Genomic DNA, 12,271 nt, shown 5'->3' on the forward strand with positions numbered 1-12,271 from the left:
CGTGGTGTCAGCCATGCGCGGCCACGGCCGGCTGGAATTTCTCGAGGCAGTAGCCCAGCCCGCGCACCGTGGCGATGCGGATGCCGCCAACCTCGATCTTCTTGCGCAGGCGGTGCACATACACCTCGATCGCGTTATTGCTGACTTCCTCGCCCCATTCGCACAGGTGATCGACGAGCTGCTCCTTCGATACGAGCCGCCCGCTGCGCGTGAGCAGGATTTCGAGCAGACCGACCTCTCGCGCGGAGAGATCCAGCATCTGTTCATTGAGATAGGCGATGCGGCCGACCTGATCGAACGCGAGCGGCCCGTGGCGCATCAGCGTGGCGCCACCGCCTGCGCCACGGCGCACCAGCGCGCGCACCCGGGCCTCGAGTTCGGACAGCGCGAACGGCTTGGCCATGTAGTCGTCGGCGCCGAGGTCCAGCCCCTTCACGCGTTCGTCGACGCTGTCGGCCGCAGTCAGAATCAGCACGGGCACCATGGCGCTGCGCGCGCGCAGCCGCTTGAGCACCTCGAGCCCGGACATGCGGGGCAGGCCGAGATCGAGGATCAGCAGGTCGAACGACTGCGTGGAAAGGGCCGAATCGGCTTCCACGCCATTCGCAACGTGATCGACGGCATAGCCGGACTGGCGCAACGAGCGCGTCAGCCCGTCTGCCAGCACATCGTCATCTTCGGCGATAAGAATCCGCATGATTGTCTCCACCTCGTGGCCGGCCACAGCCGGCCGCCGGCCGCGGTGCCGGTGGGGCTTGCCAAGCATACTGTTTTTTTATACAGTACCCGACATTCCGGGCGAGCTACCATGAAAGGTGATCGCACCATGCCGGGTTGGGCGTCGTGGCCTGGAAATTCCATCCCGAAAAAGGGCTTTGGGTTCCGGGCGCCGCGCCGTATGCGGCCTATTTATACACCATTGATTGAAGGACGACCATGGACGACAAGAAGGCCGGCGCCGGCGTGAGCGCTGAGAAGCAGAAGGCGCTTGCCGCCGCGCTCTCCCAGATTGAGAAGCAGTTCGGCAAGGGCTCGATCATGCGCCTGGGCGATGGCGAAATCGAACAGGACATCCAGGTAGTGTCCACCGGCTCGCTGGGGCTGGACATTGCGCTGGGCGTGGGTGGCCTGCCGCGCGGCCGCGTGGTCGAGATCTACGGTCCGGAATCGTCCGGCAAGACCACGCTGACGCTGCAGGTGGTGGCCGAGATGCAGAAGCTGGGCGGCACCTGCGCGTTCATCGACGCCGAGCACGCCCTGGACGTCCAATATGCCGGCAAGCTTGGCGTGGACGTCGGCAACCTGCTGATCTCCCAGCCCGATACCGGCGAGCAGGCCCTGGAAATCACCGACGCGCTGGTGCGCTCGGGCTCGATCGACCTGATCGTGATCGACTCGGTGGCCGCTCTGGTGCCGAAGGCGGAAATCGAGGGCGAGATGGGCGATTCGCTGCCCGGCCTGCAGGCTCGTCTGATGAGCCAGGCGCTGCGCAAGCTGACCGGCACGATCAAGCGCACGAACTGCCTGGTGATCTTCATCAACCAGATCCGTATGAAGATCGGTGTGATGTTTGGTTCGCCTGAAACCACCACCGGCGGTAACGCGCTGAAGTTCTACGCTTCGGTGCGCCTGGACATCCGCCGTATCGGCTCGATCAAGAAGGGCGACGAAGTCGTCGGCAACGAGACCAAGGTCAAGGTGGTCAAGAACAAGGTGTCACCTCCGTTCCGCGAGGCGTTCTTCGACATCCTCTATGGCCAGGGTATCTCGCGCCAGGGTGAAATCATTGACCTGGGCGTGGACGCCAAGATCGTTGAGAAGGCCGGTGCCTGGTACAGCTACAACGGCGAAAAGATCGGCCAGGGCAAGGACAACGCACGCGAGTACCTGCGCGAGAACCCGGACATCGCCGACGAGATCGAGAACAAGGTGCGTCTGGCGCTGGGCGTGGCGCCGCTGAATACCGTGGCGGGCGCGCCGGCAGAGGTCGAAGGCTGACCCTGACGTCGCTGTCTGACGAAAGCCGTCGCATACTTGTGCGGCGGCTTTTTTGTTTTCACCCCGATTTTCCCGTATCCCGCAGCGCCGACTGCCGGCTTCCTCGTTATCAGCCGAATATCAGCCGAATATCAGCCGAATGCCCCGTCCCCCCCTCTCCCTGAAAGCCCGTGCCGTCGGCTACCTTTCCCGTCGGGAGCACAGCCGGGCCGAACTCGCGCGCAAGCTGGCGCCTCATGCCGAATCGGCAGAGGAGGTGGAGGCTCTGCTCGATGTGCTCGAACGCGACAACTGGCTGTCCAATGAGCGGTTCGTCGATAGCCTCGTTCACCGCCGGGCCAGTCGCTACGGCGCGGCGCGTGTATTGCAGGAAGCCAAGACGCACCAACTCGGCAATGAGCAGCTACGTGATCTGCAGGACCGCCTGCGCGATTCCGAGCTGGATCGCGCACGCGAGGTTTGGCGCAAGCGTTTCGGTGCTCCGCCGGACTCGCCGGAGGCCCACGCCAAGCAAGTCCGGTTCATGATGGCGCGCGGATTTTCCCGATCGGTTGTGGGCAAGATCATCCGCGGGGCCGAGGACGAAGGCCTGGACGACTTGGGGAAATGACGGGCTATGCGGGCAGCCGCATACCTGTGTACGCATGAGGGGTATTCGTGTGAAGTCGGCGTAGTCGTCGTACCACTGATGCATCGCAGCGAGGCGTCACGTGGACGCCGGCCAGCCGTTGCGCAGGCTGGGTTTGCCGGGATCGTCGCTGCAACAATTGCGTGCGGACAGTTCGTTGCGCAGGATGTATCCGGTCAAACCAGCGCGGCATGTTAAACTCCACGAGTTCAGCGGCCCAAATGGCCGTCCATGGTGGTCTTACCCATGGACCAAGCCATTTGCCGTGATGAATTGCCCCCGATCCGCCACTTTCAGCCTGCCGCGTCAGCCCCTGGTGTCATGCCGCTTTCCCCGCCAGCCAATCGAGTCCTGCGTCACCGTCGTGCCATCACGGCCGAGGCCTATTTGCGGGACGATGGCCTATGGGACATCGAAGCGCGCCTGACTGACACCAAGCCCCGCGACATCGAACTGGCGGGCGGCCGGATTCGCCCTGAAGGCCAGCCGCTGCACGATCTGTGGCTGCGCGTCACGATTGATCTGCGCATGAACGTCGTCGATGCGGAGGCATGCTCTGATTGGGTGCCTTATCCGACGCATTGCGACCTCATCGGCCCTGCCTACCGCAAGCTGATCGGTCTGAACCTGTCGAAGGGGTTCCGCAAGGCAGTTCGTGAGCGCCTGGGCAGCGTTGCCGGTTGCACCCATCTGACCGAACTGGCCGGCGTGCTGCCGACTGCGGCCATTCAAGCCTTCGCGGGCGATGTGTTCAATATCCGCGATGGCGCGCAAGACATCGATCCCGAACCCCCCATGCAGCTCCATGGATGCCACGCGCTCCATTTCGAGGGCGAGGTGGTTCGTCAGTTTTACCCGCGCTGGTATGGTCACCAGCCGAAACCGAAAGCCGGCGCTGCGGCGTCGTCCCCCCAGACCGCGTCACGCGCCGATGCCCCCGCATCAGGTGGCGAAGACACCCTGGCCCACCGGCCCAACGGTACGTCAGGCTGACTGTCACGGTCGGCCCCAGGAAAAGGCGAGAGCCCTTCGTCTCCTATCATTTTTCCCATCCCTTTACGCCTACCCGAAAGGAAACACGCATGAATATCCATGAGTATCAAGGCAAGGAAATCCTGCGCAAATACAATGTGCCGGTTCCGCGCGGCATCCCTGCTTTCTCGGTTGAAGAAGCCCTGAAGGCGGCTGAACAGCTCGGCGGCCCGGTGTGGGTCGTCAAGGCGCAGATCCACGCAGGCGGCCGCGGCAAGGGCGGCGGCGTGAAGGTGGCCAAGAGCATCGACGAGGTCAAGACCTACGCCACCAACATTCTCGGCATGACGCTGGTGACGCACCAGACCGGCCCGGAAGGCAAGAAGGTCAATCGCCTGCTGATCGAAGAAGGCGCCGACATCAAGAAGGAACTGTACGTTTCGCTGGTGGTGGACCGCGTGTCGCAGAAGGTGGCCCTGATGGCATCGAGCGAAGGCGGTATGGACATCGAGGAAGTCGCTGCCCACACCCCGGAAAAGATCCACACGCTGATCATCGAGCCGTCGGAAGGCCTGAAGGATTCGGACGCTGACGACATCGCCCGCAAGATCGGCGTGCCCGACGCCAGCGTTCCCCAGGCTCGCCAGGCCCTGCAAGGCCTGTACAAGGCATTCTGGGACACCGACGCCTCGCTGGCCGAAATCAACCCGCTGATCCTGACCGGCGACGGCAAGGTCGTTGCCCTGGACGCCAAGTTCAACTTCGACTCGAACGCGCTGTTCCGTCACCCGGAAATCGTCGCGTACCGTGACCTGGACGAAGAAGACGCCAACGAAATCGAGGCCTCGAAGTTCGATCTGGCCTACATCTCGCTGGACGGCAACATCGGCTGCCTGGTGAACGGCGCTGGCCTGGCCATGGCCACGATGGACACCATCAAGCTGTTCGGTGGCGAGCCGGCCAACTTCCTCGACGTGGGTGGCGGCGCCACCACCGAGAAGGTGACCGAAGCCTTCAAGCTGATGCTGAAGAACCCGAACGTGCAGGCCATCCTGGTCAACATCTTCGGCGGCATCATGCGTTGCGACGTGATCGCCGAAGGCGTGATCACCGCTTCGAAGGCCGTGCAGCTTGGCGTGCCGCTGGTCGTCCGCATGAAGGGCACGAACGAAGAGCTGGGCCGCAAGATGCTGGCTGATTCCGGTCTGCCGATCATCTCGGCCGACACGATGGAAGAAGCCGCCCAGAAGGTCGTGGCCGCCGTCGCTGGCAAGTAAGGACAACTTTCGTTGCCGCCTGGCCGCAGCCGGGCGGGGCGACTAAAAGGACTAGCAAATGAGCATTCTGATCAACAAGGACACCAAGGTCATCACCCAGGGCATCACCGGCAAGACGGGCCAGTTCCACACCCGCGGCTGCCGTGACTATGCCAATGGCAAGAACTGCTTCGTGGCAGGCGTGAACCCGAAGAAGGCCGGTGAAGATTTCGAAGGCATTCCCATCTACGCAAGCGTCAAGGATGCCAAGGAACAAACCGGCGCGACCGTGTCGGTGATCTATGTGCCGCCCGCAGGCGCCGCAGCCGCCATCTGGGAAGCCGTTGACGCCGATCTGGACCTGGTGGTCTGCATCACCGAAGGCATCCCCGTCCGCGACATGATGGAAGTCAAGGACAAGATGCGTCGCCAGAACAAGAAGACGCTGCTGCTCGGACCGAACTGCCCGGGCCTGATCACGCCGGACGAGATCAAGATCGGCATCATGCCGGGTCACATCCACCGCAAGGGCCGCATCGGCGTGGTGTCGCGCTCGGGCACGCTGACGTATGAAGCCGTGGGCCAACTGACCGCGCTGGGCCTGGGCCAGTCGTCGGCCGTCGGTATCGGTGGCGACCCGATCAACGGTCTGAAGCACATCGACGTGATGAAGATGTTCAACGACGATCCGGAAACGGACGCCGTGGTCATGATCGGTGAGATCGGTGGTCCGGACGAAGCCAACGCGGCTTACTGGATCAAGGAAAACATGAAGAAGCCGGTGGTTGGCTTCATCGCTGGCGTGACCGCGCCTCCGGGCAAGCGCATGGGCCACGCCGGCGCGCTGATCTCGGGCGGTGCCGACACCGCCCAGGCCAAGCTGGAAATCATGGAAGCCTGCGGTATCAAGGTCACCAAGAACCCGTCGGAAATGGGCCGCCTGCTGAAGGCAATGCTGTAAGGCATTCCCACCGATGTCGCTTGTGTGTGCTCTTAATAGCACGTGCAACGCGATTGCCGTACCTGCGGCGTATGCCGGCTCCTGCCGGAGCGCTTCGCCGCATTCGTTGCCCCCGCCTCAGAAGCGGGGGCAATGTCATTCTGGCGACGCAAAATCCTAGGGTATATCCCGAGGCTGTTGCAGCGCGGATTGAAACCGAATCGAAAGGTTCGTACGATAAATCTCCATGTCTGGTAACTCAGACATCCAAAAGTCCGCAGTGGGAGCCCCTGCGGACCTGGAATAACTTAGAAATCGAGGAAGGAGTCTTGCCGTGGAATTGTTGTCCAGCAGCGCATTCTGGATTGCGCTGGGATCGATCATCCTGACCAACATCGTCCTGTCGGGCGACAACGCAGTCGTGATCGCGCTCGCATCCCGCAATCTGCCCCCTGCCCAGCAAAAGAAGGCCATTTTCTGGGGTAGTGCCGCCGCCATCATCATGCGGGTGGTTCTGACCGTGGCCGCAGTCAAGCTGCTGAGCCTGCCGTATCTGAAGATCGTGGGTGCCTTGCTGCTGGTCTATATCGGCGTGCAACTGCTGACCGGCGACGACGATGAAGATGGCCATGACGCCAAGGACAATATCTGGGCTGCCATCCGCACCATCCTGATCGCCGACCTGGTGATGTCGCTGGACAACGTGGTGGCCGTGGCCGCAGCCGCGCAGAAGGGTCCCGAAGGCAGCCAGCTGATGCTGCTGGTGCTGGGTCTGGGCCTGTCGATTCCGCTGATCGTCTTCGGCAGCACGATCCTGCTCAAGGTGATGGAGCGCTTCCCGATCATCATCGTGCTGGGCGCCGCGCTGCTGGGCTATCTGGCTGGCGAAATGCTCGTTAGCGACCCGGTGGATGCCGAGTGGTTCCAGGTACACGTGCCGCATGCGCATCTGGTGTTCGGCGTCGTGGGCGCGGTGCTGGTTGTCATGCTCGGCAAGTTGCTGCGTCGCCGTTCCGCACAGACGGCCTGATCGCAAGTCATATCGCGAGCCTGAAACGGGCGACCCTCACGGGGTCGCCCGTTTTGTTTTGCAGGGAGCGAATTGCCTCCAGCAGGCCTGTCTCGCGCTTTTGCCTGTGAAAGAGCGGTTGGAGCGGTCGGGCCGGTTGGACAAGGGGCGACGCAGGCGTACCCAGTGGTTTCGACGCAACACCCGTCTTGCAGCATCCACACCACACACTCCTGTGGTTTTCCAAACAATTCCCACAGCGCTGTCAGATTTGTCCGAGGTCATTGGGACCTCGCGGTTTCGCTCGCGATCATGGCCCCGTGCGCATCGCGGATTGCGGGCGCACCCGCACTTTTCCAATCGCACAACACTAATGAAAGGGGTCAACATGACGCGTCAAACCAAAGTCGTTTTCCTGCGCGGACAACGTCGCGCATTGGAGCGAAAGAATCGTCGAGGCTTCACGCTGATTGAGCTGATGATCGTTGTCGCGATCATCGGCATTCTTGCCGGCATCGCCATCCCGCAGTACCAGGACTACATCGCGCGGTCCCAGTTTGCCGAAGGCATGAGCCTGGCCTCCGGGCAGAAAGCCGGCGTGATCGATTCGTTCGCGGCGGCTGGTACCTGCCCAAACAATGCGAGCGCGGCGGTCGGCGGCGTGCCCGTGGCCTCGGCGATCAAGGGGAGCTATGTGCAGAGCGTCACAACGGGTGGCACGGCCTCCGATGCTGGCGGCTGCACGATCATCGCCAAGTTCAAGGACGAAGGCATTACCAGGGGCCTGCTCGGCAAGCAGGTGACGTTGACCATGGGTAATGCAGACGGCGGGTCGGTGACCTGGCAGTGCGAGTCTTCGGCGGACAAGCGATACGTGCCGCAGGCCTGCGCGAAAGCGAGCCAGTCTGGCAAGACGACTACGACGACCACGACGACGGGCTGAGGTAACTAGCATTGCTTCGCGCGCTGGGCTGCCGATGGCATGGATCGGAGGCATCTGATCCGCGTATCGGCAAGGGCTGGGGCATCGCGCGATTGTGCATTTTCGTCGCACATACCTGCGATTGCGACGTTCCTCCGCCACTTGTGCAACGTCAATTTCTACGCAACCGACTCCTTGGAAGATGCCTCGGGCCGGGCGGCACTCAAGCCGTCCTGGCCAGATGCCAACAACAACTTCCTAGGGGGTCATATGCAATACCGGGTCTCATGCCAACGTTCGCAAGCGCGTTCACTGCGCCAGGCAGGCTTCACACTGATCGAACTGATGATCGTCGTCGCGATCGTCGGCATTCTTGCGGTGATCGCGGTTCCGCAGTATCAGGACTACGTGGCCAGGGCGCAGTTTGCCGAGGGCCTCACGCTAGCTTCGGCGCAGAAGACGGCGGTCGTCGAATCGTTTTCGCAGCGTGGTACCTGCCCGAGCAATTCTTATGGGGAATACGACGGTATTCCCGTGTCTGGGAACATATCCGGCTCATATGTTCAGTCTGTAACTGTAGGCGGATCTGCGGCGAGCGGGGGTGGTTGCACGATTACGGCAACCTTCCGGACTAAGGACGTCTCGCAGGGGCTCAACGGAAAAACGCTGACACTGACGATGCTTGGCGCCAATACCGGCTCCATCGCGTGGACCTGTACGTCCAATGCCGAGGCTCGATACATTCCTCGATCCTGTACGAATAGTCCCGAGGCGGTCTAGGGCGACCGCCTGGGACGAACGTAGTGTTGGCCTGTAGTACGCGAGCGCGTGGCCCATCCGCTGGGCCGAAGAACACCTTGGTGCAGGCGCCTGGTCCCACCGCTGCGCGGGAGCTCATACCTCCAAGTCATCGCCGATCTACGTCACCGATCTTTCGGCACCCCCACTGTGCCGCGCTATCATGTCGCCTTTGCCCCTGATTGCGCGCGAATGCCGGCACCTCGAGCTACGCTTCCCGCGACGGCGATCGTCGTCGCATTTACCTTGCCCCTGCTGGTTTCGAAGCACACGCTGCCGCTTGCCACGTTCTATGGCGAGTGGACGGCCGGATTGCTTGGCGTATTCCTGGTCATCGCCCTGGCGCTGAGGTCAAACCAGTCGGGCTCGCGAGCGTCCGGAGCGTTCCCGTGGATCGTGCTGTTGCCGATCTGGTTGATCGTCACGACCGTCGCGCAAGCCGCCATGGGTATGGTCGATGTCACCGGCAGCCGTCAGCTCACGCAAATCGTGCTGGCGCTGGGCGCGGCGCTGATGTTGGCCGCATGGCGTGCCAGCCAGTCGATGTCGACCGACGAGCGCGCGAGTATTGTCGATTCGCTCGCGATCGCCTTCATGATTGCGGGGCTCCTCGGCACGCTGGCGCAATGGGTGCAGGTCTTCCATCTGGAAGATCAGGCATTCAATCTCGTATCTGAATACTTCTACGACAACAACCGCCGCCTCTGGGGCAATCTGAACCAGCCGAATCATCAGGCCACGATTCAGGGCCTGGCGCTGGTGGCTTCGGTGTGGCTCGCCACGCGTGGGTGGCTGCGGTTTCCGGGCTGGCTCGTCGCGGTGCTGCTGCTGGAAAGCGGCATCGTGTTGAGCGGGTCGCGCACGGGCGTGCTGCATATCGGATTGGCCGCGCTGTACGCGCTGATCGCCGCGCATCTGGCACGGGGCACGCCTCGTGGCACGGATCCGATGCATCGCGCGCCGGGGCTGATTGTCGCCGCAGTGCTGATGGTCGTCGGCATCGTGGTGCTCCAGCCAGCCATCAAGCACGCTGGTCAGTTGTTCGACTGGCGGCTGTTTGACACCGTCGCGCAACTCCAGTCCGGCGATCAGGTTTCCGGCCGCGGCGCCTTGTGGGCACATGCCTGGGCGATGTTCCGCACGCATCCACTGCTCGGGGTTGGCTATGGCGAGTTTGGCTGGGCCCAGTTCCAGCAGATGGCCGAGGTTGGCAAAACGGCCGAGATGTCGCTCCATGCGCATAACGCAGTACTCGATCTGCTGGCAAAGACAGGTCTGGTCGGCACCGTCGGCGTGGCGCTGGTGCTGGTAGGGTGGCTCTGGCGCGTGGTGCGCGATCGGATCTGGACAGCGTCGTCGGGCGAGCGCGCCATGGCCGTGCCGATGCTGTTCTGGCTTGCGATGTATGGGGCGCACTCGATGCTCGAGTATCCGCTGCACTACCTGTACTTCTTCCTGCCGTTCTGTTTCCTGCTGGCGTGGCTCGAACCATCCGGCTTTGGCAAGCGCTTGCCGCGTGCCGTTCCGGCGATGGCGTGCGTGGTGTTCATTGTCGTGTCCGCCTTTCTGCTTGTGACGCTCTGGCAGGACTACAAGCGTGTCGAGGCACGCGAGTACGCGCATGAAGAGAAGCGGGATAGCCTGCCGATGCCCAAGCTCTGGTTCCGCCAGCACGCGGCTTCGGACAGCGTCGAGCACGCCAGGATCACGCCGGACAATGCTGCCAGCCTGCTGCCGGCGCACATGGCCGCATTGCATCTGCTGCCAACGCCGAACCTCATCGGGCGCACGGCCTGGTTGCTCGCGTTGACTGGCGATCAAGCGAAAGCACGCCAGTGGGTAGAGCGCTTGCAGTACTACTTTCAGGGCGACGAGGCGACGGTTTTCGAGATGCTCTCACGCGACTGCGACGCGTTAGGCGCCGACCGCAGGCCGCGCGAGTTCTGCGCCTGGGCGCGTCTGCGCGCCCGGCGCGGTTGAGGCACGTTCGCGCCGGCAGTATTCAGCGAACGTAGCCAGGCGGCGGAGGCGGCGGATAGTAAGGCTGGTAGTTGGCCGGAGGCATCGACTCGTGCGCGGGCCCGGGCGGCGGTGCGGACACCATCTGCCCGTACACCGGTACGCGATTGCCGGTTGCGTACATGCACTGGACGTATGCGGCGTCGTACTGGCGCTGCGTGCCGTAGGCGGAGTTATAGGCGGCACCAGTGCCAACGGCCGCGCCCGTCAACATGCCGGCGCCCGCACCCACGGCTGCGCCGCTGCCGCCACCGAATGCCGCGCCGGCCGCGGCGCCGAGCGCAGTCCCGACCACCGTGCTACCCACAGCTGCTGCGTTGGCGTTTTGCTGGGCGGTGGTTCCGCCGATCTGTTGGAAGGCGAATTGGCGGCAGTTGTAGTCGTCACCGCGGAACTGGTCGAACGTCTTGTTGGAGCCTGGCAACGCCATCACCGTAGGCCCGGATGGCATCACCGCGCAGGCTCCCAGGCCCAGCGAGGCTGTCGCGGCCAGGGTCAGCAAGCTCAGGGTACGCAAATTCATGAAGACACTCCGGGGTTAGAGGGATTTGAAGACGACGGCTGCTGTGGCGGCACGCGTTGCCATCCTCCAGGGCAATCCTTGACGTAGGGGTAATAGCCCTCCGGCCGGCTGCAGTGGTACCACCACGCATTGGCGTCGCCGGGCGCGCCGTGGTTGCTCACGTTGCCCTGTTCGACGTATTGCGGAGGCTCGGAAGGGGCGACCGCTGCGGCGGGCGGATAGTAAGGCGGGTAGTAGCCGGGATAGTAGTAAGGACCATAGGGCGCATACCAGCCGGGGCCCCAGCCCCATCCGGGACCCCAGCCCCAGCCCCAACCCGGTCCGACGACGACGCCGACACCAACATGCGCGTGTCCGCCTCCGCCACCGTGTCCACCGCCGTGAGCCTGCGAGGACGTGCTGACGATTGCCAATGCCGCCGCTGCCACCAGCGCTATCTGGCAAAGCTTGCGCCCGTTCATGATGTACCCCCTGCCTGGCCTATCTTGCTGTTAACGCGTCTTGTCCTGATCCCGCGTACCGAGGCCGGCGGCGCGCGTCAATCCAATTACATTGAATAGCAATTTGCCTCAGGCAGGGGTAGCCTGGATCATTCCGAAATGTGGCGTTACCTTTATTACGGGCGGGATATGCGGTGACAGATACGCGGCGGTCCGGTGTCGTGAATCACGATACGTCCACGGTACGTCATGGGTGACATTGACTGGCTGGGTTCATCCCACGCTGTCACGGGTGCCGGCTGATGAGCACAAGAAAAAGCCAGGGACGTTGCCCTGGCCTGGTATTCCGGCGCCCATCTCGCCACCCGTGAAGACGCCTTTCAGGCGCCGTCGGTGAATGTGTCTCGCTTGTCAATGGTGCTCGCGCCATCGCTGAACACGTCACGTTTGCCAAGCACACTTGCCCCATCGGTATAGACGTCGAAGCGGGTGGCCTTGGCGCCATCGGTGTACGGATCTGGCGTCCTCGCGCCATCCAGGTACATATCTCTCGGACCATTACCGGCGTGGGCCATGCCGGCGCTTAGCGCGGCACAAGCGGCCGCTAGCATAAAGAATGTCTTCACTTTTCCACCTCCCCTCAGGTGGCTGTTGTCCCCGGCGTAAAAACGTTCGTTCCAATATAGGCGCGACGGTAGCGGTGGTCGAATGCAGTTACGACATTAATGTCATATGCGATATTTCAGTGCGGCATAAGCGGCGTCGG

13 protein-coding genes are annotated in these 12,271 nt (G+C 62.8%); 9 read left to right on the top strand and 4 right to left on the bottom strand.

Annotation, left to right across the window (positions count from 1 at the left end; translation table 11 throughout):
• Nucleotides 1-7: 7 nt before the first annotated feature.
• On the bottom strand, nucleotides 8-697 hold the full coding sequence (locus K6G35_RS02320) for a response regulator (protein WP_008646497.1): 690 nt from the start codon (nucleotides 695-697) through the stop codon (nucleotides 8-10).
• 239 nt (nucleotides 698-936) lie between these two features.
• On the opposite strand from K6G35_RS02320, the gene recA reads away from it, so the two are divergent.
• The 9 genes from recA to K6G35_RS02365 all read left to right on the top strand — a co-directional run bounded on the left by recA (nucleotide 937) and on the right by K6G35_RS02365 (nucleotide 10,503).
• The gene (recA, locus tag K6G35_RS02325) at nucleotides 937-1,998 is read left to right on the top strand and encodes a recombinase RecA (RefSeq protein ID WP_008646499.1); all 1,062 of its coding nucleotides are present in this window, start codon (nucleotides 937-939) and stop codon (nucleotides 1,996-1,998) included.
• A gap of 139 nt (nucleotides 1,999-2,137) precedes the next feature.
• Complete coding sequence (recX, locus tag K6G35_RS02330) at nucleotides 2,138-2,608, top strand: recombination regulator RecX (RefSeq protein ID WP_008646500.1); 471 nt, start codon at nucleotides 2,138-2,140, stop codon at nucleotides 2,606-2,608.
• A 339-nt stretch (nucleotides 2,609-2,947) separates the two neighbouring features.
• Nucleotides 2,948-3,619, top strand: a complete 672-nt coding sequence (locus tag K6G35_RS02335) for a DUF2889 domain-containing protein (protein ID WP_008646501.1) — start codon at nucleotides 2,948-2,950, stop codon at nucleotides 3,617-3,619.
• Nucleotides 3,620-3,708: 89 nt separating this feature from the next.
• Nucleotides 3,709-4,875: an ADP-forming succinate--CoA ligase subunit beta gene (gene sucC / locus K6G35_RS02340; RefSeq protein ID WP_008646502.1), complete on the top strand. Its 1,167-nt coding sequence runs from the start codon at nucleotides 3,709-3,711 to the stop codon at nucleotides 4,873-4,875.
• A gap of 58 nt (nucleotides 4,876-4,933) precedes the next feature.
• Nucleotides 4,934-5,815, top strand: coding sequence for a succinate--CoA ligase subunit alpha (sucD, locus tag K6G35_RS02345; protein WP_008646503.1), 882 nt, complete (start codon nucleotides 4,934-4,936; stop codon nucleotides 5,813-5,815).
• 313 nt (nucleotides 5,816-6,128) lie between these two features.
• Nucleotides 6,129-6,824, top strand: coding sequence for a TerC family protein (locus tag K6G35_RS02350; protein WP_008646504.1), 696 nt, complete (start codon nucleotides 6,129-6,131; stop codon nucleotides 6,822-6,824).
• Between the two features lie 367 nt (nucleotides 6,825-7,191).
• Nucleotides 7,192-7,746 (top strand): pilin, encoded by a 555-nt coding sequence (locus tag K6G35_RS02355; protein ID WP_080709651.1) that lies wholly within the window; start codon nucleotides 7,192-7,194, stop codon nucleotides 7,744-7,746.
• 174 nt (nucleotides 7,747-7,920) lie between these two features.
• A complete protein-coding gene (locus tag K6G35_RS02360) occupies nucleotides 7,921-8,505 on the top strand; it encodes a pilin (protein WP_272938070.1) in 585 nt (194 codons plus the stop codon).
• Between the two features lie 210 nt (nucleotides 8,506-8,715).
• On the top strand, nucleotides 8,716-10,503 hold the full coding sequence (locus K6G35_RS02365) for a PglL family O-oligosaccharyltransferase (protein WP_040011071.1): 1,788 nt from the start codon (nucleotides 8,716-8,718) through the stop codon (nucleotides 10,501-10,503).
• Between the two features lie 22 nt (nucleotides 10,504-10,525).
• Here K6G35_RS02365 and K6G35_RS02370 read toward each other — a convergent pair whose 3' ends face one another.
• The 3 genes from K6G35_RS02370 to K6G35_RS02380 all read right to left on the bottom strand — a co-directional run bounded on the left by K6G35_RS02370 (nucleotide 10,526) and on the right by K6G35_RS02380 (nucleotide 12,131).
• Nucleotides 10,526-11,065 carry a glycine zipper family protein gene (locus K6G35_RS02370; RefSeq protein WP_035881400.1) on the bottom strand — a complete coding sequence of 180 codons (540 nt, stop codon included), beginning with the start codon at nucleotides 11,063-11,065 and terminating at the stop codon, nucleotides 10,526-10,528.
• Nucleotides 11,062-11,526 (bottom strand): hypothetical protein, encoded by a 465-nt coding sequence (locus tag K6G35_RS02375; RefSeq protein ID WP_080709653.1) that lies wholly within the window; start codon nucleotides 11,524-11,526, stop codon nucleotides 11,062-11,064. The genes K6G35_RS02370 and K6G35_RS02375 overlap by 4 nt, the downstream gene beginning before the upstream one ends.
• Before the next feature lie 359 nt (nucleotides 11,527-11,885).
• Nucleotides 11,886-12,131 (bottom strand): hypothetical protein, encoded by a 246-nt coding sequence (locus tag K6G35_RS02380; protein ID WP_317915001.1) that lies wholly within the window; start codon nucleotides 12,129-12,131, stop codon nucleotides 11,886-11,888.
• Between the last annotated feature and the right edge of the window lie 140 nt (nucleotides 12,132-12,271).

The sequence above is a fragment of the Cupriavidus sp. HY129 genome (assembly GCF_059492215.1).